At 69.3% G+C, this 22,175-nt stretch carries 18 protein-coding genes and 1 other RNA gene; 18 read left to right on the forward strand and 1 reads right to left on the reverse strand.

What is annotated here, in order from left to right:
• The first annotated feature begins 11 nt into the window (after positions 1-11).
• From rsmI to rnpB, 5 genes are all read left to right on the forward strand, one after another.
• Positions 12-833, forward strand: coding sequence for a 16S rRNA (cytidine(1402)-2'-O)-methyltransferase (gene rsmI, locus MUU77_RS04265; protein WP_245091953.1), 822 nt, complete (start codon positions 12-14; stop codon positions 831-833).
• A 60-nt stretch (positions 834-893) separates the two neighbouring features.
• Positions 894-2,672 (forward strand): DUF885 domain-containing protein, encoded by a 1,779-nt coding sequence (locus MUU77_RS04270; RefSeq protein WP_245091955.1) that lies wholly within the window; start codon positions 894-896, stop codon positions 2,670-2,672.
• 103 nt (positions 2,673-2,775) lie between these two features.
• The gene (locus MUU77_RS04275; protein ID WP_245091957.1) at positions 2,776-4,557 is read left to right on the forward strand and encodes a DUF885 family protein; all 1,782 of its coding nucleotides are present in this window, start codon (positions 2,776-2,778) and stop codon (positions 4,555-4,557) included.
• Positions 4,558-4,660: 103 nt separating this feature from the next.
• On the forward strand, positions 4,661-5,824 hold the full coding sequence (chrA, locus tag MUU77_RS04280) for a chromate efflux transporter (RefSeq protein WP_245091959.1): 1,164 nt from the start codon (positions 4,661-4,663) through the stop codon (positions 5,822-5,824).
• A 40-nt stretch (positions 5,825-5,864) separates the two neighbouring features.
• Positions 5,865-6,228: RNase P RNA component class A (gene rnpB / locus MUU77_RS04285), an RNA gene on the forward strand.
• Positions 6,229-6,425: 197 nt separating this feature from the next.
• Here the strand turns inward: rnpB and MUU77_RS04290 are convergent.
• The gene (locus MUU77_RS04290; RefSeq protein WP_245091961.1) at positions 6,426-7,196 is read right to left on the reverse strand and encodes an NRDE family protein; all 771 of its coding nucleotides are present in this window, start codon (positions 7,194-7,196) and stop codon (positions 6,426-6,428) included.
• A 283-nt stretch (positions 7,197-7,479) separates the two neighbouring features.
• Between MUU77_RS04290 and mraZ the strand changes: the two genes are divergently transcribed.
• From mraZ to ftsA, 13 genes are all read left to right on the forward strand, one after another.
• Complete coding sequence (gene mraZ, locus MUU77_RS04295) at positions 7,480-7,962, forward strand: division/cell wall cluster transcriptional repressor MraZ (protein ID WP_187573348.1); 483 nt, start codon at positions 7,480-7,482, stop codon at positions 7,960-7,962.
• Positions 7,959-9,005, forward strand: coding sequence for a 16S rRNA (cytosine(1402)-N(4))-methyltransferase RsmH (gene rsmH / locus MUU77_RS04300; protein WP_245091963.1), 1,047 nt, complete (start codon positions 7,959-7,961; stop codon positions 9,003-9,005). The genes mraZ and rsmH overlap by 4 nt, the downstream gene beginning before the upstream one ends.
• On the forward strand, positions 9,002-9,265 hold the full coding sequence (gene ftsL / locus MUU77_RS04305; RefSeq protein ID WP_162108395.1) for a cell division protein FtsL: 264 nt from the start codon (positions 9,002-9,004) through the stop codon (positions 9,263-9,265). Before rsmH ends, ftsL begins: the two co-directional genes overlap by 4 nt.
• Entirely contained in the window at positions 9,262-11,109 is a 1,848-nt protein-coding gene (locus tag MUU77_RS04310) for a penicillin-binding transpeptidase domain-containing protein (RefSeq protein WP_245091965.1), read from the forward strand. Before ftsL ends, MUU77_RS04310 begins: the two co-directional genes overlap by 4 nt.
• Positions 11,106-12,590: a UDP-N-acetylmuramoyl-L-alanyl-D-glutamate--2,6-diaminopimelate ligase gene (locus tag MUU77_RS04315; RefSeq protein ID WP_245091967.1), complete on the forward strand. Its 1,485-nt coding sequence runs from the start codon at positions 11,106-11,108 to the stop codon at positions 12,588-12,590. Before MUU77_RS04310 ends, MUU77_RS04315 begins: the two co-directional genes overlap by 4 nt.
• Positions 12,587-13,966: a UDP-N-acetylmuramoyl-tripeptide--D-alanyl-D-alanine ligase gene (murF, locus tag MUU77_RS04320; protein WP_245091969.1), complete on the forward strand. Its 1,380-nt coding sequence runs from the start codon at positions 12,587-12,589 to the stop codon at positions 13,964-13,966. The genes MUU77_RS04315 and murF overlap by 4 nt, the downstream gene beginning before the upstream one ends.
• Positions 13,956-15,041, forward strand: a complete 1,086-nt coding sequence (gene mraY, locus MUU77_RS04325) for a phospho-N-acetylmuramoyl-pentapeptide-transferase (RefSeq protein WP_245091971.1) — start codon at positions 13,956-13,958, stop codon at positions 15,039-15,041. The genes murF and mraY overlap by 11 nt, the downstream gene beginning before the upstream one ends.
• Positions 15,041-16,348: a putative lipid II flippase FtsW gene (ftsW, locus tag MUU77_RS04330; protein WP_245091973.1), complete on the forward strand. Its 1,308-nt coding sequence runs from the start codon at positions 15,041-15,043 to the stop codon at positions 16,346-16,348. The genes mraY and ftsW overlap by 1 nt, the downstream gene beginning before the upstream one ends.
• Positions 16,345-17,427, forward strand: a complete 1,083-nt coding sequence (gene murG / locus MUU77_RS04335) for an undecaprenyldiphospho-muramoylpentapeptide beta-N-acetylglucosaminyltransferase (protein WP_245091975.1) — start codon at positions 16,345-16,347, stop codon at positions 17,425-17,427. The genes ftsW and murG overlap by 4 nt, the downstream gene beginning before the upstream one ends.
• A 124-nt stretch (positions 17,428-17,551) precedes the next feature.
• Positions 17,552-19,003 carry a UDP-N-acetylmuramate--L-alanine ligase gene (murC, locus tag MUU77_RS04340; RefSeq protein ID WP_245091977.1) on the forward strand — a complete coding sequence of 484 codons (1,452 nt, stop codon included), beginning with the start codon at positions 17,552-17,554 and terminating at the stop codon, positions 19,001-19,003.
• On the forward strand, positions 19,000-19,962 hold the full coding sequence (locus tag MUU77_RS04345) for a D-alanine--D-alanine ligase (protein WP_245091985.1): 963 nt from the start codon (positions 19,000-19,002) through the stop codon (positions 19,960-19,962). Before murC ends, MUU77_RS04345 begins: the two co-directional genes overlap by 4 nt.
• Entirely contained in the window at positions 19,959-20,798 is an 840-nt protein-coding gene (locus tag MUU77_RS04350) for a cell division protein FtsQ/DivIB (RefSeq protein ID WP_245091987.1), read from the forward strand. Before MUU77_RS04345 ends, MUU77_RS04350 begins: the two co-directional genes overlap by 4 nt.
• Complete coding sequence (ftsA, locus tag MUU77_RS04355) at positions 20,795-22,030, forward strand: cell division protein FtsA (RefSeq protein ID WP_245091996.1); 1,236 nt, start codon at positions 20,795-20,797, stop codon at positions 22,028-22,030. Before MUU77_RS04350 ends, ftsA begins: the two co-directional genes overlap by 4 nt.
• The last annotated feature ends 145 nt before the right edge of the window (positions 22,031-22,175 follow it).

Below are 22,175 nucleotides of genomic sequence, written 5' to 3' on the forward strand. Positions count from 1 at the left end.
ACCCCACTGGAATGCCTGCCGGAACCCTGTTCATCGTCGCCACCCCGATCGGCAACCTGGGCGACCTGACCCCGCGCGCACTGGAGGTGCTGCGTTCGGTGGCGGCCATCTGCGCGGAGGATACGCGCCGTAGTGGACAGCTGCTCGCCCACTTCGGCATCTCCACCCCGCTGGTGGCGCTTCATGAACACAACGAGGATGCGCTGGCGCAGCGCGTGGTCGACCGGCTGCTGGCGGGCGAGTCGCTGGCGCTGGTCAGCGACGCGGGTACGCCCCTGGTCAGCGATCCCGGCTTCCGCCTGGTGCGTGCCGCGCGCGCGGCCGGGGTGCGGGTCAGTCCGCTGCCCGGCGCCTGCGCGGCCATCGCCGCGCTGAGCGTCGCCGGTCTGCCGAGCGACCGCTTCGCGTTCGAAGGATTCCTGCCGGCCAAGGCATCGGCCCGGCGCGAGCGGTTGCAGCGGCTCGCCGGCGAGGCCCGCACGCTGGTCTTCTATGAGTCCTCGCACCGTATCGTGGAGTCGCTGGCCGACATGCGCGCCGCATTCGGCGACGATCGTCCCGCGGTGCTGGCGCGCGAGCTGACCAAGCTGTTCGAGACCGTCCTCGACGGCACGCTGGCCGACCTGCAGGCGCGCGTGGACGCGGACGAGAACCAGCGCAAGGGCGAGTTCGTGGTGATGGTGGAGGGCGCCGGCGACGACATGGAGGCGCGCCTGTCCGAGGGCCGCCGCGTCTACGCGCTGCTCAACGAGCACCTGCCGCCGTCGACGGCGGCCAAGCTGGCTGCCGAGATCACCGGCGCGCCGAGAAAGGGATTGTATGGCACGCGATAGTGGGCAGTTCTGGCGGGCCTCGAATGAAAGGGGATGCAGATGAGAATGCGTGAACGGCTCATGGTTGCAGGTGCGATGCTGGTCGTCGTGGCCGCATCGCCGGCCGCGATGGCGTGGACCCCGCCGGACGCCCGTGAGCGTTTTGCCCTGCTGGTGGCGGAGAGCCAGAAGGCGGACGACGCGCTCCATCCGCTGCGTCTTGCCGAGCGCGGCCTGCCCCCGACCGGGGCCGTTTTCGTCGATCCGCAGAGCGAGGCCTTCGCCCGGCAGCTGGCGACCAACAAGCGCGCCGAACTGTCGGGCCTGGCCGCCATCGACCGCGCCTCCCTGGGCGAGAAGGACCAGATTGCCTACGACGCCTTCCGCTACCAGGCCGAGCAGGCGCTGGGCGAGATCGACAGCGGCATCCACGCGATCCGCAACCTGGTGCCGCTGAACGCCTCCTTCGGCCTGCACGTCGAGTTCCCCGACTACCTGTCGGGCGTCCGCTTCAAGACGGTCGAAGACTACGAACGGGGGTTGGCCCAGCTGGAGGGCTTCGCTGGCTACATGGACAGTACGGTGGAGCGCCTGGAGCAGGGCATGGCCCGGGGTTACCACCAGCCCAAAGTGGTGGTGAACAACGTCCTGGCGCAGGTCGAGGCCTTCCTCGAGCTGCCGGTCGAAAAGAATCCCTTCTACTCCCCGGTCACGCGTTTCCCCGATGCCATGCGACCGGCGGACCGCGCGCGTCTGCAGGCCGCCTATCGCCGGACCATCGAGAACCGTGCCATTCCGGCCTACGAGCGCTGGCGCACGTTCCTGCGCGACCGCTACCTGCCGGTCGCCACCGAGGGCGCAGGCCTGTGGGCGATGAAGGACGGTGGGCGCGTCTATGCGTCCCTGCTGGTCCAGCACACCACCACCACGATGAGCGCGCAGCAGATCCACCAGATCGGCCTGTCCGAAGTGGCCAGGATCCGCGCCGCGATGGAGCAGGCGCGCCAGGCGACCGGCTTCGACGGCGACCTGCCGGCCTTCTTCGAACACGTCCGCACCGGGCCCGAGTTCTACTATTCCAAACCCGAAGACCTCATCGACCACTTCGAACGGATCGAAAAAAAGGTCTGGGAGCGGATGCCTGAACTGTTCTCGCGTCGTCCGCGTGCCGCATTCGAGCTGCGTCCGCTGCCGGCGCTGGGTGACCAGAGGGGCACGGGCTACTACCGCGCCGGTCCGCCGGACGCTTCGGAGCCCGGCGTCCTCTACTTCAACATGGCCATGTTGAACACGCGTCCCATCCCGACCCTGGAGACCTTGCAACTGCATGAGGGCGTGCCCGGCCACCACTACCAGATCTCACGGGTCCAGGAGGACGAGAGCCTGCCGGACCTGCTGCGTTTCGGCCAGGTGCCGGCCACCGCCTACACCGAGGGCTGGGGTCTGTATGCCGAATCCCTGGGCCAGGAACTGGGCATGTTCTCCGACCCCTACCAATGGTTCGGTCACCTGGACATGGAAATGCTGCGCGCCGTGCGCCTGGTGGTCGACACCGGTATCCATGCCTTGCGCTGGGACCGCCAACGCGCGATCGACTACATGCTGGCCAACACCTCCATGTCCCCGCGTGACGTAGCGGTGGAGATCGACCGCTACATCACCCACCCGGGCCAGGCCTGCGCCTACAAGGTGGGCGAACTCAAGCTGCAGGAACTGCGGCGCCGAGCGAGCGAACGCCTCGGTCCGGACTTCGACATCCGGCATTTCCACGACCAGGTACTGGACACCGGCGCCCTGCCGCTGGACGTGCTGGAAGCCAAGATCGACCGTTGGCTGATGTCGGGCGAGGCGGCGCAGTAGGCCCTGGGCGCGCTTCTTCTTCGGAGATACTGCGTGATCTCATTCTGCGTTCCGGCCTTTCGGCATGGAAGGTTCCGGACGCCTTGTTTTGGAGGTGCACTTGATGCGTCGTCGTGAACTGCTGGTCGGCGCCGTGGCGCTCGGCGTGACGTGGCCCATGGCCGTCTGCAGGGCGGGTTCGATGCCCGTCTCCGACACGGCGGAGGATGCGCCCGCCGAGGACATCCGTCTGGTGGGCCTGCTGCAACGCCATGCCGAGGCCCTGAAGGCAGAGGAGGGTGGGCCGGACCGCCTGGCCGACTATTCGCTGGCCGCACGCGCGCGCCGCCGACAGGCCACGCTACAGCGCCTGGCCGAACTGCGCGGTATCGAGCGTGCCGCGCTTTCGGCCACCGCGACGCTGGACTACGACACGGCCCGCTTCGTCTACGAGGCCATGGTGGACCAGTACGGACGCTATGGTTTTTCCGACCTGAACCTGCGGCCCAGCCCGTATGTCGTCAGCCAGATGAACGGCGCCTACTTCTGGCTGCCGGACGGCATCGGTGGACGCTCGCCCATGAAGGACGCGGCCGATGCCGACCGCTACCTGGACAAGCTGGGCCAGTTTGCCGTGGCCCTGGACCAGGAGACCGAACAGATCCGCCACGATGCGGGCCTGGGCGTCATCCCCCCGGATTTCATCCTGGCCAAGACGTTGAGGCAGATCGCGACCTTGCGCGATGCGGCGCCGACCGGCAATCCACTGACGACGTCGGCCCTGGCGCGTGCGCGCGATGCCGGGATCGCCGATCTGGACCGTCGCGCCTCCGCGATCTTCGTCGAGCGGATCGTTCCGGCGCTGCGACGCCAAGGCGAGGCGCTCGCGGCCTTGCAGCACCACGCGGACGACCGGGCGGGTGTCTGGGCCAAGCCGGACGGCGAGGCCTATTACGCCTCGGCCCTGCATTCCAACACCACGGCCAGTTATGCGCCGGGTGAGCTGCATCAACTCGGCCTGGCCTGGGTAGAAGAACTGTCGGCCGAGATCGATCAGCTGCTGCGTGCGCAGGGCCTGGCCCGCGGATCGGTGGGTGAGCGCATGGCCGCCCTGGACCGCGACCCGCGCTTCCTCCAGCCGGATACGGAAGCGGGACGCCAGGCGATCATCGACTACGCCAGCGCACACCTGGATCGGATCAAGGGCCTGCTGCCGCGGGGTTTCCGGGTGATTCCGGATCGACCGGTCGAGGTGCAGCGCATCTCGCCCGCGATCCAGGACGGCGCGCCGGGCGCTTTCTACAGCGCCAGCAGCGATCCCGCCCAGACTTCGACCATCTTCCTCAACCTGCGCTCGGTCGCGGAGAACGCGCTGTGGCGAATCCCGACGCTGCTGCACCATGAAGGAATACCCGGTCACCATTTCCAGGACAGTGTGCTGCGCGAAGCGGGTGGACTGTCTCTGTTCCGGCGCTCGGTGCGCTTCTCGGCCTGGACCGAGGGTTGGGCCCTGTATGCCGAACAACTGGCGGACGAGATCGGTGCATTCGAAGGTGATCCGTTCGGGCGCATCGGCTACCTGCAGGGCCAGCTGTTCCGTGCCTGCCGCGTCGTCGTCGATACCGGCCTCCACCACGCGCGCTGGACCCGCCAGCACGCCATCGACTGGATGGTGGCCCACGCCGGCGAGCATCGCGACGCCGCCGAGCGCGAGATCGACCGCTATTGCGTCTACCCGGGTCAGGCGTGCAGTTTCATGGTCGGCAAGCAGCAGATACTGGCGACGCGCGAGAAGACCCGGCAGCGCCTGGGGGCGCGGTTCGACACACGCGCCTACAACGACTTCATCCTGGCGTCCGGACCGCTTCCCATGGACGTCCTCGATGGTGCGGCGGCGCTGGCTTGAATCATCGCGATGTCGGGGAAAGCGCTTTACCTGAGAAAGGAGGGGAGTGACGCTCATGCAAGGGATGACTGCACGGGAGCCACGACAACGCGCCAGTGCCTGGATGGTGTTCCGCGTATTCCTTGGGCTTGGGCTGGTGTCATTCGGTGGCCCCATCGCCCATCTCGGCTATTTTCGCGATGAGTTCGTGGCACGACGCCAGTGGCTGACGGACAGTGCGTACGCTGAACTTGTCGCGCTTTGCCAGTTCCTGCCGGGTCCGGCCAGCAGCCAGGTGGGCATGGCCATCGGTATGTCGCAAGCAGGCATCCGCGGCGCCGTCGCGGCATGGTGCGGTTTCACCGCGCCGTCGGCCCTGTTGATGGTGGCGCTGGGCGCCAGCTTTTCGCACTGGCGCGACGTGGTGCCCCCCGGTGTGCTGCATGGCCTCAAGCTGCTGGCCGTGGTGGTGGTGACCCACGCCGTATGGGGCATGGCGCGCGCGTTCTGCCGGACGCCGGCCGACTGGGGGCTGATGTTGGGGGCTGCCGCGTTGCTGCTGGTCTGGCCATCGACATGGATGCAGGTGGGCGTGATCGTGCTCGGCGCGCTGGCGGGCCTGGGCATGCCGGTGGGTGGACCGCAGCCGCCGCTCGCGCACACCGGGCAGGCGGGATCACGGCGGACGGGGATCGTCGCGCTGTCGGTGTTCGGGGCGCTGCTGGTGATTCCCTGGCGTGCGGCGGGCGCGGGGTCGATGCCGGACGTGTTCGGATTGTTCTATCGCGCGGGGTCGCTGGTCTTCGGCGGCGGGCACGTGGTCATGCCGCTGCTCCAGGAAGGCGTTGTGGCCCCGGGATGGGTCACGCAGGAGGTCTTCCTGGCGGGCTACGGCGCCGCGCAGGCGGTACCGGGGCCGATGTTCACCTTCGCCGGCTATCTCGGTGCCGCGATGGAGGCCGGTCGTGGCGGATGGGTGGGTGGCGCACTGGCGCTGGCGGCGATCTTCCTGCCGTCGTTCCTGTTGGTGGTCGGTGTACTGCCGTTCTGGCAACGCATCGCGGGGGTACCTCGCATGCGCGCCGTGCTGGCGGGCATCAATGCCGCGGTCGTCGGTCTGCTGCTGGCGGCGCTGTGCGGTCCGCTGAGGGCAGAGGTGGTACTGGGAATCGCCGACCTGATCGTGGTGATCGTGGGCGTCGTGGCATTGGTGCGATGGCGGGTGCCGACAGGATGGCTGGTCCTGGCGGCGCCGCTCGCCGGCATGCTGGCGCTTGCGCCGCGCTGAGCGCGTCCAATCCCTGGCCCTGTGCGACAATGCACGCGGCGGAGCCGGCCAGACAGTCGCGTCATCCATCGTGCTTGTCACGACGGATGCCGAGGAAAGTCCGGGCTCCACAGGGCACGGTGCCAGGTAACGCCTGGGCGGCGCGAGCCGACGGAAAGTGCAACAGAAAGATACCGCCGAACGGTTCTTCGGAATGCGTGGCAAGGGTGAAATGGTGCGGTAAGAGCGCACCGCGAGTCCGGCAACGGACCGGCACGGCAAACCCCACCGGGAGCAAGACCAAATAGGGAGGCTATGCTGCGGCCCGCAGTGTCTCCGGGTAGGTTGCTTGAGCGCAGCGGTGACGTTGCGCCTAGAGGAATGACTGTCCACGACAGAACCCGGCTTACCGGCCGGCTCCGCCGCTTTCCAAAGCGCCACCGGCGCTTTGGAAAGCCCCAAGGTTTGCGAAGCAAACCTCGGGCCCCGGGCCGTTGGCCTCCAGACCCCCGCTCGCGCGCTGCGCTCGCCGCCCCCTGACTCAGGGGCTGATGAAGCGGCGCTCGGATACCGCGCTGGTGGCAGCGACGTCAGTCGCGATCGCGGACTTTCAGCGCCGGGGTTATTCAGCAGGTCCGATCCGCAGTGTCGTCTCACCCTCGAACACGCCTTCCGGCCCGAACCGGCGCTCGCTGATCCAGCCGTGGCCGGCATGATCGATCGCGATCAGGGTGCTGGCGCGGGTGCCGTAGCGGGCGTCGCGGATGAAGGCGGCCGACAGCATGCGCTCCAGTTCGAGCCCCACGCCGGTGTCAGGGAGCCGGGTGTCGTCGGCGCGGGTCTCATCGGCCAGGGCATCCCACAGCGGCGACACCTCGTCCTCGCCCGACGCCACCCAGGCCGCAAGACGCTCCTTCAGGGCCAGGGTCTTCGGCCACGGTTCGTCCAGGTCGCCGTTGGACAGGCCGTGCAGGCCGGGGGCGAGGGCGGTCCGGCGCGGGGTGGGGTAGTTGCTCAGGTACTCGCAGGTCGTCGCATCGACCAGCACCAGATTGAAGGGGGCGAAGGCCTCGGCGGCCGCGAGCAGTCCCGAGGCACGGTGATCCGCGCCATCGGGCGATTGCAGGAACCCGGCCGCCAGCTGTCCCCGCGAGGGAGCCCCCGGTACCTGGATGCGCGGATCGCGCACGTTGGTGACCACCGCCATCCGACCCTGCCGGTCCGCGCCGGCCCAGGTGCCGCCGGACTGCAGGTCGCGGCCGGCGAGCACGTGCGGCGCCGATGTCCAGGGGGCCAGCGGCGCCGTCGGACGGGCGTGGAACTCGTCGCGGTTGCCGGCCAGCAGCAGGCGCCAGCGGGGATGCACATTCCAGGCGAGCGCGAGCAGGCACATGGGGGAATTCTGGACCCCCGGTTCGCGCAGTTCCACATCCGCGGGCGGTGCACACCCGCGGGTGACGTGAAGGCGTGGTCACCTCGCTGAATCACGCCTCAATCTCAAAATTTGAGACGAAACAGCAACTTGTGGATAAGGTTTGAACAAGTCTCTGAAGTTTGCCGCAAGCCATTGATCCGCCAAGTGATTTCCCGTCGGTTTTCCTGTTGACAACCCTGTGCGCGGTGGTAACGTGGGCAACAGAGGTAAAACCGGGTTTTTGGTGGTTTTTCGTGGTTCAATGGGTCGCTCGTCAGGGCGTCGGGAAGGCAGCGTCGTGTTTCAGGGTGAGACCGCCATCACAGTGGACGACAAGGGACGGCTCGCGGTGCCCACCGCGTACCGCGACCTGGTCGCGCGCGAGTGCGGCAACCGCCTGGTGATCACCTACAACCCCTTCGAGGCCGGCAGCCTGTACCTGTACCCGGAAAAGGTCTGGCAACGGGTCCGTGACGACGTCAACAAGCTGCCCAGCACCCAGCGCGCGCACCGCAGCCTGCAGCTGAAGCTGGTTGGTGCCGCATCGCCGGTGGAGCTGGACGGCAACGGCCGCATCAGCATCCCGGCCAGCCACCGCAGCGCGGTGGGCATCGAGAAGAAAGCCGTGCTGCTCGGCATGGGCGAGAAATTCGAACTCTGGAGCGAACAGGCGCACCACGCACAGATCCGTCAGACCCTCACCGACGACGATCTGAGCGCACACATGCTCGAGTTGCGCTTGTGAGCCGGGGTGACGGCAAGCGGCAGTCCGCGCCGGCCGGTCACCCTCCAGCGCTGCACTTGCCGGTGTTGTACACGCAGGTCATGGAAGGGCTGCAGGTGAAGGAGGACGGAACGTACCTGGACGGCACCTTCGGGCGCGGAGGTCACGCGCGTGGCGTGCTGCAAAGACTCGGCCCGGGAGGCCGGCTGCTGTTGATGGACAAGGACCCCGACGCGATCGCGCATGCCGAACAGATGTTCGCCGGCGACGCGCGCGTGGCGATCCGTCGCGGCAGTTTCGCCGGGCTCGCGCAATGGGACCAGGCGGCGGCCGGCCTGGACGGCGTGCTGCTCGACCTGGGCGTGTCCTCGCCGCAGCTGGATGTCGCCGAGCGCGGTTTCAGCTTCGGCAAGGACGGTCCGCTGGACATGCGCATGGATCCGGAGTCCGGCGAGAGTGCGGCCCAGTGGATCGCGCGCGCCGACGAGCGCGAGATCGCCGACGTGCTGTGGACCTACGGCGAGGAGAAGCAGAGCCGCCGCATCGCGCGCGCCATCGTCGCCCGTCGCGCCACCCAGCCTTTCACGCGCACCGCCGACCTGGCAGCGGTGATCGCGTCGGTCATGCCGCGCGGCGACAAGATCCATCCCGCCACGCGCAGCTTCCAGGCCATCCGCATCCACATCAACCGCGAACTCGCGGACCTGGAACTCGGTCTGGATGCCGCGCTGGCCTGCCTCAGGCCCGGCGGCCGGCTGGCGGTGATCAGCTTCCACTCGCTGGAAGACCGCATCGTCAAGCAGTTCATCAACCGGCATGCCAAGGCGCCGCCGGCCAACCGCCGGCTGCCGGTGGCCGAGACGTTCGTGCCCACGCTGCGCGCCATCGGCAGCGGCCAGAAGGGCGAGCCCGACGAAGTGGCCGCCAACCCGCGCGCCCGCAGCGCGGTGCTGCGCGTGGCAGAAAAGCTGGGAATCGGGGATGGGCAGTCGGGAACCGCAACAGCCGGCAGCGGCACGGGGGCAGCTGCCGGGCTCGCTGCTGCCACGGGAGGCGCCGCATGACGCGCTTCCTGCTCGCCGTGCTGGTGCTGGCCAATATCGCCTCCGCGATCGGCGTGGTGTATGCGCGCCACCGCCACCGCGTGTTGTTCGACGAGGTGACGCGGCTGGAGCGCGCGCGGGATGAGCTGAACGTCGAATTCGGCCGCCTGCAGCTGGAGCAGGCCACCGTGGCCGAGGCCACGCGCATCGACCAGGTCGCGCGCGTACGCCTGGGCATGAAGTTCCCGGAAGCGGCCGACATCGTGGTGGTGCGTCCATGACCGCCGCGCCGGCCAAGAACCGCAACCGCGCGCGCTTCAACCTGCGCGGCCGCCTGGCCCTGGTGCTGGGCGCGATGGGCCTGTGCTCGGTCAGCCTGGTCGGCCGCGCCGCTTACGTGCAACTGATCAACCACGACTTCTACCAGCGCCAGGGCGATGCGCGCTTCCTGCGCGAGATCCCCATCCCGACCTCGCGCGGCATGATCACCGACCGCAACGGCGAGCCGGTGGCGGTGTCCTCGCCGGTGGAATCGGTGTGGGGCAACCCGCAGGAGCTGCTGAAGACGCCCGACCGGCTGCCCGAGCTGGCGCAGGCCCTGGGCGTGCCGCTCGACCACCTGACCAACCGCCTGTCGCAGAAGGCCGACAAGGAATTCCTGTACCTCAAGCGCCGGATCAATCCGGACGAGGCGCAGAAGATCCTGGCGCACAAGATCCCGGGCGTGTTCTCCCAGCGCGAGTTCCGCCGCTTCTACCCGCAGGGGCCGGCGATGGCCCACGTGCTGGGCTTCACCAACATCGACGACCGCGGCCAGGAAGGGCTGGAGCTGGCGTTCGACGAATGGCTCAGCGGCACGCCGGGCGTGCAGAAGGTGATCCGCGACAACCGCGGCCGCATCGTCGAGAACGTCGACCTGATCCGCTCCGCGCAGCCGGGCAAGGACCTGACGCTGAGCATCGACCGCCGCATCCAGTACCTGGCGCACCGCGAGCTGCGCAACGCGCTGCTCGAACACCAGGCCAGCAGCGGTTCCATCGTGATCATGGACGTGGCCACCGGCGAAGTGCTGGCCATGGTCAACCTGCCCACGTACAACCCCAACGCGATCGACCGGGTGAAGCCGGACGCGCGGCGCAACCGCGCGCTGACCGACATGATCGAGCCGGGCTCCACGATGAAGCCCCTGACCGTGTCGACGGCGCTGAAGGCCGGCGTGGTCACGCCCTCGACGCTGGTCAATACCAATCCGGGCTACATGGCCCTGAACAGCCGCTACACCATCCGCGACGTGCCCCGGAACAACGGCGTGCTGACCGTCACCGGCGTCATCACCAAGAGTTCCAACATCGGCTCTATCAAGATCGCCGAGAAGCTGCCCAACGACTACTTCTACGAGAGCATCCACAGCTTCGGCTACGGGCAGAAGCCCGGCAGCGGCTTCCCGGGCGAGTCCGCCGGCATACTGGCGCCGCCGGATCGCTGGAACGGCCTGCAGAAGGCGACGATGTCGTATGGCTATGGCCTGGCGGTCACGCCGCTGCAGATCGCGCGCGCCTACTCCGCGCTGGGCAACGGCGGCAGGCTGGTGACGCCGACGTTCGTGAAGGGCCAGCGCAGCGAAGCGCCGCAGGTGCTCGATCCGGCCATCGCACGTGAAGTCGTCGGCATGATGGAAACCGTGGTGACCCAGGGCGGCGCCAAGCGCGCCGGCGTGCTGGGTTATCGGGTGGCGGGCAAGACCGGCACCGCCCGCATCGCCTCCGGTGGCGGTTACGCGAAGGGCCGCTACGCGTCCTTCTTCGCCGGCCTGGTGCCGGCCAGCAATCCCCGCTTCGCGGCCGTCGTGGTCATCAACGATTCGCAGGAGGGCGGTTACTTCGGCGGCCTGGTCGCCGCGCCGGTTTTCCACGACGTGATGGATGGCGCGCTGCGCCTGATGGACGTGCCGCCGGACGACATCGAAGCCTGGCTGGCCGCGCAGGCCAAGAACGCAGGCAAGCCGGGCGCCGCCGCGCAGGTGCCCGCGCCGGCGCCGATCGCCGACGATGCGGTCGATACCACGGACCCGTCGGCATTCGACACCCCGCACGCCGCGCTGCCGGCCACGGGAGCGACGCGATGAGGCGGATGATGGCCCTGGCCGAACTGCTGCCCGACGTGGACGTGCCGCGCGACATCGTGGTGCGCGGACTGACCCTGGACAGCCGCAGCGTGCAGCCGGGCGACGCCTTCGTGGCCATCGCCGGGTTCGGTGCGCACGGGCTGAATTTCGCGGCACAGGCCAAGGAGAACGGCGCCAGCGCGATCCTGTTCGAGCCGCCCGTGCCGGACGGCCTGGAAGCGCCGCGCGATGCGATCGCGGTGCCGGGCCTGCGCGCGCGCATGGGCGCGATGGCCGACCGCTTCCACGCCGCGCCCTCGCACGACATGAAGATGGTCGGGGTGACCGGTACCAACGGCAAGACGTCCACGGTGCAGCTGCTGGCGCAGGCGTGGCACCTGCGCGGCATCCGTTGCGCGACGGTCGGCACGCTGGGCGCCGGCATGTACGGCGAGGTGGTGCCCACCGGCTTCACCACGCCGCTGGTGCTGCAGATGCATGCGCTGCTGGCGCAGTTCCGCGACGCGGGCGCGAAAGCGGTGGCGATGGAAGTCAGTTCGCACGCTCTGGACCAAGGGCGCGTGGACGCGGTGCATTTCGACGTGGGCGTGTTCACCAACCTCACCCGCGACCACCTGGACTACCACGGCGACATGCAGCGCTACGGCGCGGCCAAGTCGCTGCTGTTCTTCCGCCCGGGCCTGAAGGCGGGCGTGGTGAACCTGGACGATGGCTACGGCCGCGAACTGTTCGCCCGGCTGCCGCACGGCGTGCAGCGCGTGGGCGTCAGCTCGCGCGGGCAGACCGACGCCAGCGTGCGCGCGGACGCGCTGTGCCTGGACGGCAACGGCATCGGCTTCGATCTTGTGGTCGGCGACGAGGTGCAGCCGGTGCAGTCGCGGCTGCTGGGCCGCTTCAACGTGGACAACCTGCTGGCCGTGGCAGGGGTGCTGCATGCGTTGGGCGACACCACGGCGGAGATCGCGCGCACGCTGTCGCGGCTGGCGCCGATCCACGGGCGGATGAACCGGCTGGGCGGCGACACGGATGCTTCCGGGAGCCGCCGTCCGCTGGTCGTGATCGACTACGCGCACACGCCCGATGCGCTGGAACAGGCACTGGCCAGCCTGCGCGACCACGTGCAGGGCCGGCTGTTCTGCGTGTTCGGCTGCGGCGGCGACCGCGACACCGGCAAGCGCCCGCAGATGGCCGCCATCGCCGAGCGCCTCGCGGACGTGGTGGTGGTCACCGACGACAACCCGCGCACCGAGGACGGCGACGTCATCGTGGCCGACATCATGGCCGGCTTCGCGAAGCCGGCTGCCGTGCTCGTGCAGCGCGACCGGGCACAGGCCATCGCCCAGGCCGTCGCCCAGGCCGGCCCGGACGACATCGTGCTGGTGGCCGGCAAGGGCCACGAGCCCTACCAGGAAATCCATGGCGTGAAACATCCGTTCGACGACACCGCGGTTGCGCGCCACGCCCTGGAGGACCGTCGATGAAGCGGCTTCCCCTTTCCCTGCTGGCGCATTGGGCCGGTGGCGAACTGCTCGGCGACGACCTGGTGATCGGCTCGCTGACCAACGACACGCGCACCCTGGTGCCGGGCAGCCTGTACGTGGCGCTGCGTGGCGAGCGCTTCGACGGCCACGATTTCGCCTACGACGCGTCCATGCGCGGCGCCGCCGCGGTGCTGGTCGACCACGCGGTGAAGGTCGATGTGCCGCAGGTGGTCGTGCCCGACACGCTGCTGGCGCTGGCGCGCATCGCCGCCGGCCTGCAGCGCGACCGCGTGGAGAAGACGGTCGCCATCACCGGCAGCAACGGCAAGACCACGGTCAAGACGCTGGTGGTATCCATCCTGCAGCGCGCCGGCGTCACCTATTTCAATCCCGGCAACCGCAACAACGAGATCGGCCTGCCGCTGGCGGTCATCGATGCGCCCGACGATGCGGACTTCGCCGTCTACGAGATGGGCGCCGGCAAGCCGGGCGACATCGCCTACCTCACCGACATCGTCGCTCCCGAGGTGGCGCTGGTGAACAACATCGCCGCCGCCCATCTGGAGCGCATGGGCTCGCTGGCGGGCGTGGCCGAAACCAAGGGCGCCATCTACGATGCGCTGCCGGCCGACGGCACGGCGGTGATCAATGCGGACGACGCGTTCGCCGAATACTTCGCCAGCCGCGTGCCGGATCGCCGCATCCTGCGTTTCGGTCTGGATGCGACCGCCGACCTGACCGCGCGCGACATCCGCGCGGCCGCGGACGGGTCGGACTTCGTGCTGGTGGCCCCGCATGGCGAAGTCGCCGTCAGCCTGCACCTGCCGGGCCGCCACAACGTGCGCAATGCACTGGCTGCCGCGGCGCTGGCCATGGCGTGCGGCGTATCGCTGGCGACCATCGCCGACGGCCTGTCGGCCGCGCAGCCGGTGGCCGGCCGCCAGGTCGCGCACACGCTGCCGAACGGTGCGGTGGTGATCGACGACAGCTACAACGCCAACCCGGGCTCGCTGATCGCGGCCATCGAGACGCTTGTCGCCGCGAGCGCGCAGGCGGGCGGGGAAGGGTGGCTGGTACTGGGCGACATGCGCGAACTCGGCGCCGACGAAGCGGCCCTGCACGCCGACATGGGCGCGCGGGCCAAGGCCGCCGGGCTCCGCCGGCTGTACACGCTGGGGCCGCTGAGCGCCGCCGCCGCCGCCGCATTCGGCGAGGGCGCGCGCACATTCCAAGACCACGCCTCGCTGGCGGCCGCGCTGCGCGCCGACCTGCGGGCCGGCGTGCGCTGTCTGGTCAAGGGGTCGCGCGGCAGCGCGATGGACCGGATCGTCGCCGCCTTGCTGTCCACCGGGGAGGACACACCACATGTTGCTTGAACTGGCCCGCTGGCTGCAGAGCCTGGAAAACTTCTTCGGCCTGTTCGGCTACCTGACGTTCCGCGGCATCCTGGCCGCGCTGACGTCGCTGGCGCTGTCGCTGTGGCTCGGTCCGGCGGTGATCCGCAGGCTGGGCCAGCTGAAGGGCGGCCAGCCGATCCGCAAGGACGGCCCGCAGTCGCATTTCTCCAAGGCCGGCACCCCGACCATGGGCGGGGCGCTGATCCTGATCACGGTGGCCGCGTCGGTGCTGCTGTGGGGCGACCTGCGCAACAAGTACGTGTGGGTGGTGCTGCTGGTCATGCTGTGCTTCGGCGTGATCGGCTGGTACGACGACTGGATCAAGATCGTCAGGCGCGATCCGAACGGCCTGAAGTCCCGCTGGAAGTACCTGCTGCAGTCGATCTTCGGCCTGGCGGCGGGCCTGTATCTGTACCTGTACGCCGACGTTCCGGCGGCGACGACCTTCTACGTGCCGTTCTTCAAGTCGATCGCGCTGCCGCTGGCCGGTGTCGGCTTCGTCGCCATCGCGTACTTCTGGATCGTCGGATTCTCCAATGCGGTCAACCTGACCGATGGCCTGGATGGCCTGGCCATCATGCCGACGGTGCTGGTGGCGTGCGCGCTGGGCGTGTTCGCCTACGCCTCGGGCAACGCGGTGTTCTCCACTTACCTGCAGATCCCGCAGGTGCCGGGCGCCGGCGAGCTGACCATCATCTGCGCGGCCATCGCCGGCGCGGGCCTGGGCTTCCTGTGGTTCAACACCTATCCGGCGATGGTGTTCATGGGCGACATCGGCGCGCTGGCGCTGGGCGCGGTGCTGGGCACCATCGCGGTGATCGTGCGCCAGGAACTGGTGCTGGTGATCATGGGCGGCATCTTCGTCATCGAGACGCTGTCGGTGATGATCCAGGTGGCGTCGTTCAAGCTGACCGGCAAGCGCGTGTTCCGGATGGCGCCGATCCACCACCATTTCGAGCTGAAGGGCTGGCCGGAGCCGCGCGTGATCGTGCGCTTCTGGATCATCTCGGTCGTGCTGGTGCTGATCGGCCTGGCCACGTTGAAGGTGCGCTGATGAACGACACGCCGCGCCAGGCCACGCGACTGGAAGCCATCGGGGGCCGCTTCGACCCCTGGTTGCTCGGCGCCATGCTGGCGCTGGCGTCGCTGGGCGTGGTGATGGTCGCCTCGGCGTCGATCTACCAGCACGGCAATCCGTTCTACTACCTGATCCGCCACGGCATGTTCCTGGTCGCGGGCGCGGGTCTGGCCTGGTGGGTCACGCGCACGGAATTGAAGAGCATCGAGGCGCGCAACCACCTGCTGCTGCTCGCCTGCGTGGTCCTGCTGCTGATGGTGTTCGTGCCGGGACTGGGGGTGAGCGTCAAGGGCGCGCACCGCTGGATCAACCTGGGGGTGTCGAACTTCCAGGTCGTGGAAGTGGTGAAGGTGTTCTTCATCGTCTGGCTGGCCAGCTACCTGGTCCGCTTCCGCGACGAGGTCAACGCGACCTGGGCGGCGATGCTCAAGCCGCTGGGCGTGGTGGTGCTGCTGGTCGCGCTGCTGCTGATGCAGCCCGACTTCGGCTCGTCCTCGCTGCTGCTGGCGATCACCGCCGGCATGCTGGTGCTGGGCGGCGTGAACATGCCGCGCATGTTCGGCCCGGTGCTGGTCGGCCTGCCGGTGCTGGCGGTGATCGCCATCGCCGAGCCCTACCGCATGCGCCGGCTGACCTCGTTCTCCGATCCGTGGGCCGATCCGTTCGGCAGCGGCTACCAGCTGACCAATGCGCTGATGGCGATCGGCCGCGGCGAATGGTCCGGCATCGGCCTGGGCGGTTCGGTGCTCAAGCTCAACTACCTGCCGGAAGTGCATACGGACTTCATCTTCTCGGTGATCGGCGAAGAACTCGGCTTCGTGGGCGTGTGCCTGGTGGTGGCGCTGTACGCGCTGCTGGTGGGGCGCGCGTTCCTGATCGGCCTGCGCTGCGTGGAGATGCGCCGCCACTTCGCCGGGTATGTCGCCTTCGGGGTGGCGCTGTGGATCGGCATGCAGAGCTTCGTCTCGATGGGCGTGAACCTGGGCCTGCTGCCGACCAAGGGCCTGACCCTGCCGCTGATCTCCTCGGGCGGCTCCAGCATCCTGATGACCTGCGTGGCGATGGGCCTGCTGCTGCGCGTGTCGTACGAACTGGAGCGCACCCAGCGCCAGGTCGCGTTGCGCGGCGAAGGGCTGCAGACCACGCCCGGGGCGGGCGAGTCGCGTGCGCCGGCCGACAGCGGCCCGGTCGGGCGTCAGCCCGCGCCCTCGCTGTCGGCCACGCTGCGTGGCTCCAGCCTCCCGCGCTCGCGCGTCGAGCCCACCTTCGAGAGGATCGCATGACCGCTGCGACCTCTCCAGCGCCCGTCATGATGATGGCCGGTGGCACCGGCGGCCACATCTTCCCCGCGCTGGCCGTGGCCAAGGTGCTGCGCGCACGCGGGGTCCCCGTCGTGTGGCTGGGTGCGGACGGCGCGATGGAAACCCGGCTGGTGCCGCAGCACGGCATCGAGCTGGACACGCTGGCCATCACCGGCCTGCGCGGCAAGGGCACGCTGGCGTTGCTCGGCGCGCCGGTGCGCGTGCTGCGCGCGATCCGCGCCGCGGGTTTCGTGTTGCGTCGCCGTGCGCCGCGCGCGGTGGTCAGCTTCGGTGGCTTCGCCTCGGGCCCCGGCGGCGTGGCGGCGCGCCTGATGGGCCTGCCGCTGCTGGTACACGAGCAGAACCGTGCGGCCGGGTTCACCAACCGCATGCTGGTGAAGGTGGCGCGCCGCGTGATGACCGGCTTCCCCGGTGCATTCCCGGGCCGCGAGGAAGCCGTCGGCAATCCGGTGCGCGAGGAAATCGCCGCCATCGCACCGCCGGCCTCGCGCCTGGCCGGCCGTGAAGGCCCGCTGCGCCTGCTCGTGCTGGGCGGCAGCCAGGGCGCACGCGCCCTGAACATGGCGGTGCCTCGCGCACTCGCCGCACTGCCGGCCGGCAGCATCGACGTGCGCCACCAATGCGGCGAGAAGCTGCGCGACGAGGCCGCCAGGGCTTACCTCGATGCGGGCGTCGCCGCGAGCGTCGAAGCCTTCATCACCGACATGGCGGCGGCCTACGCCTGGGCCGATCTTGTCGTCTGCCGCTCCGGCGCCTCCACGCTGGCCGAGCTGTGCGCGGTGGGCGTGGGCAGCGTGCTGGTGCCGTTCCCCCAGGCCGTGGACGACCACCAGACCCGCAACGCCGAATACCTGGTCGAGCGCGGCGCGGCCGTGTTGCTGAAGCAGAACGACGACCTGGCCGATGCGCTGGCGACCACGCTGCGCCGCCTGTCCGGCGACAACGCGGCGCGCCTGGCAATGGCCGAGGCCGCGCGCACGCTGGCAAAACCCGATGCGGCCGACCGCATCGCCGACATCATTCTCGAGGTGAAGCCGTGATTCGTGATTGGGCATTCGTGATTCGTAGCAACCACGGCAGGTGCGGTGTCCTGGCGCGTCGTGGGCGCGCTTCATCGAATCACGAATCACGAATCGCGAATCCCACGGTCACCGGAGGTGCCCGATGATGGCTGCCGCACGCGAGCGCCGCCTGCAACACACCGGCAACCTGGCCAAGGAGTTCCGTCGGGTGCACTTCGTCGGCATCGGCGGCTCGGGCATGAGCGGCATTGCCGAAGTGCTGTGCACGCTGGGCTACGAAGTGTCCGGCTCGGACAATGCCGACAACGCCGCGACCCGTCGCCTGGCGTCGCTGGGCGCGCGCGTGATGCGCGGCCACAACGCCTCCAACGTGCTGGGCACCGACTGCGTGGTGGTCTCCAGCGCGATCAGGCACGACAACCCCGAGCTGATGGAGGCGCGCAGCCAGCGCATCCCCATCGTGCCGCGCGCGGCGATGCTGGCCGAACTGATGCGCTTCCGGCGCGGTATCGCGGTGGCCGGCACGCACGGCAAGACCACCACCACTAGCCTGACGGCGGCGGTGCTGAGCGAGGGTGGCCTGGACCCGACCTTCGTCATCGGCGGCCAGCTGCTGGCGGCGGGCGCGAACGCCAAGCTCGGCGATGGCCAGTGGCTGGTGGCCGAGGCCGACGAGAGCGATGGCAGCTTCCTGCGCCTGAATCCGCTGATCTCCATCGTCACCAACATCGATGCGGACCACCTGGAGAACTACGGCAACGACTTCGAACGCGTGAAGGCGGCGTTCGCCGAGTTCCTGCAGCGCCTGCCGTTCTACGGCCTGGCCGTGCTGTGCATCGACGACCCGGAGGTCGCCGCCATCGCCGCCGACACGCCACGCCACGTGATGAGCTACGGTTTCGCCGAGCACGCCGACGTGCGCGCCGAGGACGTGGAACAGGAAGGCGGGCGCATGCACTTCACCCTGCGCCTGCCGGAAGACGCCAGCATCCGCGTCAGCCTGGCATTGCCGGGCCGCCACAACGTGCAGAACGCGCTGGCTGCCGCCGCCGTGGGCTGGCAACTGGGGGTGTCGCCGCAGAACATCGCCGCCGCACTGGAGAAGTTCGCCGGCATCGGCCGCCGCTTCAACGACTTGGGCCAGATCACCACCCCGCAGGGCGCGCGCGTGCAGCTGGTCGACGACTACGGCCATCATCCGAAGGAGCTGGCGGCCGTGTTCGCCGCCGCGCGTGGCGGCTGGCCGCACAAGCGCCTGGTGGTCGCGTTCCAGCCGCACCGCTACAGCCGCACGCGCGACCAGTTCGACGCATTCGCCGCGGTGCTGTCGGAAGCCGACGCGCTGGTGTTGAGCGAGGTGTACCCGGCCGGCGAGCAGCCCATCGCAGGCGCCGATTCCAAGTCGCTGGCGCGCGCGATCCGTGCCCGCGGCCGCAACGAGCCGGTGGTCGTCAGCCAGGTCGCCGACCTGGTCGACGTGCTGCCCGACGTGCTGCAGGACGGCGACCTGCTGCTGATGATGGGCGCGGGCGACATCGGCCACATGTCCCAGCACATCGCCGCGCACGGTTTCACCGGGAAGGAGTCCGCATGAGCGCCGTGACCGTCGCGCCGCCGCGTTTCGACGATCCCGCCCGCTTCGGTCGCGTGGCCGTGCTGATGGGCGGCACGTCCAGCGAGCGCGAAGTGTCGCTGAACTCCGGCCAGAACGTGCTGGGCGCGCTGCTGTCGCAGGGGGTGCAGGCCTTCGCGGTGGATGGTGTGCCGGCCCTGGTGGAGGCGATCCGCGGCGGCCGGGTGGACCGCGTTTTCAACATCATGCATGGCGGCGACGGCGAGAACGGCGTGCTGCAGGGGCTGCTGCAGTCGCTCGGTGTGCCGTACACCGGCCCCGGCGTGCTCGGCTCGGCGCTGACCATGGACAAGATCCGCACCAAGCAGGTGTGGCAGGCAGCCGGCCTGCCGACGGCGGGTTTCGTGCGCATCCCGCCCGGCGGCGATCTGGCCGCGGCGGTGCGCGCACTGGGCTTCCCCGTGTTCGTGAAGCCCTCGACCGAAGGCTCCAGCGTGGGCGTGTTCCAGATCAAGGACGAGCAGGATCTGCCGCCGGCCGTCGCCTTCGCCTCGTCCTATCCCGGCGAACTGCTGGCCGAGCAGATGTTGACCGGTGGCGAGTTCACCGTGGCCATCCTCGGCGACCTGGCGCTGCCGTCGGTGCGCATCGTGCCGGCGCAGGGCTGGTACGACTACCACGCCAAGTACATCGCCGACGATACGCAGTACCTGTGTCCCGGCCTGGACGATGCCGATGATGAGGCGAGGATCCGCGCGCTGGCGCTGGAGGGCTTCCGCGCCGCCGGCTGCGGTGGCTGGGGCCGCGTCGACGTGATGCGCCATGCCGATGGCCGCTTCCTGCTGATGGAGGTCAACACCGCGCCCGGCATGACCAGCCACTCGCTGGTGCCGAAGGCCGCCGCGCAGGTCGGTATCGGCTTCGAGGCGCTGTGCTGGCGCATCCTGGAGCAGACGGTGCCGGAGGTGGCGGGCCCATGAACGCCGCCCTGCGCATCCTGACCTGGCTGCTCGCGCTGGCGCTGGTCGCGCTGCCGGTCGTGGCCGTGGTCAACGGCTGGATCGGCGCCGACCGCTGGCCGCTGAGCACGCTGCGCGTGCAGGGCGAGCTGGCGCGCGTGCAGCCGGCGCAGCTGCAGGCCGCCGTGCTGCCGCATGCGCGCAGGGGCTTCTTCGCGGTCAGGCTGGAAGATGCCAAGCGCGCGGTCGAACAGCTGCCCTGGGTGGAGCGCGCCGAGGTGCGCAAGCGCTGGCCGGACGTGCTGGAGGTCCGCATCACCGAACACAAGCCGTTCGCGCGCTGGGGCGAGGACAGGCTGCTGTCCGAGCACGGGCGCCTGTTCCCGATGCCGAAGGAACTGGCCGGTCTGGACCTGCCGCAGCTCGGCGGGCCGGAATCGCAGGTGCAGGAAGTGACCGCGCTCTACAACGAGTCGCGCCAGCTGTTCGCGCCGATGGGCCTGGACGTCACCACGCTGGTGATGGATGCCCGCGGCAGCTGGTCGCTGCAGCTGGGCAACGGCACCCAGGTGGTGGTCGGGCGCACCGACGCGCGTCCGCGCCTGGGCCGCTTCGCGCGAATGCTGCCGCAGCTGCTGGCCGCACAGGCGCAGCCGCTGGTGCGCGCGGACCTGCGCTACACCAATGGCTTCGCCCTGGTCTGGGCGAAGCCGGGAATCGGGAATGGAGAATCGGAAATGGCGTTGCCGCCGGCAATCGCGAGTTCCGGCGCGTTCATGCCAGGCGCTGCCTCCGTCCGACATCCGCAAGCATCGATTCCCCATTCCCCATTCTCAATTCCCGGTTTCGCAACATGAATCGCAAGGGTGACAAATCACTGATCGTCGGACTGGACATCGGCACCTCCAAGGTGACGGCGCTGGTCGGCGAGTACGCACCGGGCAATCCGATCGAAGTGATCGGCATCGGCTCGCACGAGTCGCGCGGGCTCAAGCGCGGCGTCGTGGTGGACATCGAATCCACCGTGCAGTCCATCCAGCGCGCCATCGAGGAGGCCGAGCTGATGGCCGGCTGCGAGATCCGCTCGGTCTACGCCTCCATCTCGGGCAACCACGTGCAGTGCCGCAACTCGCCGGGCATCGTGCCGATCCGCGACGGCGAGGTCACCTGGGGCGACCTGGACCGCGTGCTGGAAGCGGCGAAGGCCGTGGCCATCCCCGCCGACCAGAAGATCCTCCACGCCATCCCGCGCGAGTACAAGCTGGACAACTCGCAGGAAGGCATCCGCAATCCGGTCGGCATGACCGGCGTGCGCCTGGAAGTGGACGCGCACCTGGTGTTCTGCGCGCAGTCCGCCGCCGCCAACATCAGCAAGTGCGTGCAGCGCTGCGGCCTGCAGATCGACGACCTGATCTTCTCCTCGCTGGCCTCCAGCGTGGCGGTGCTGACCAGCGACGAGCGCGAGCTGGGCGTGGCGCTGGTGGACATGGGGGCGGGCACGACCGACTTGGCGGTGTTCGTGCAGGGCGCGATCTGCCACACGGCCTCGCTGCCGATCGCCGGCGACCAGGTCACCAACGACATCGCCCACATGCTGCGCACGCCCACGCCCGAAGCCGAGCAGATCAAGGTGCGCTACGCCTGCGCGCTGGCGCAACTGGCGACGGCCGAGGAGAGCATCCAGGTGCCCAGCGTGGGCGACCGTCCGCCGCGCCGCCTGCCGCGCCACGCGCTGGCGCAGGCCGTGCAGCAGCGCTACGAAGAGATCTTCGAGATGGTGCAGGCCGAACTGCGCCGCTCGGGCTTCGAGGAGCGCGTGCGCGCCGGCATGGTGCTGACCGGCGGCGCCGCGAAGATGGAAGGCGTGGTCGAGCTGGCCGAGGAGATGCTGCAGATGCCGGTGCGCGTGGGCATCCCGCAGCACGTCACCGGGCTGGGCGAAGTGGTCGGCAATCCGGTGCATGCCACCGGCGTGGGCCTGCTGCTGATGGGCAGCCAGATCGAACATCCCCGGCGTCCGTCGCTGCCCACGGGCAAGGCGGGGAGCTGGTTCAAGAAGCTGCAGAACTGGTACAGGGGCGAGTTCTAGTGGCCGGGAATAGGGAATCGAGAATTGCGAATCGGAATCGCAGAAGCGGAAGCAGGAGCGGTAAGGGCAGCACGGCAAGGCGCGGCAGGCAGGCAGAGACGTAGTTCATTGGCAACACGCAACACCACTTAAAACACAACTCGCC

The sequence above is a fragment of the Pseudoxanthomonas sp. F37 genome (genome assembly GCF_022965755.1).
GTDB lineage: Bacteria > Pseudomonadota > Gammaproteobacteria > Xanthomonadales > Xanthomonadaceae > Pseudoxanthomonas_A.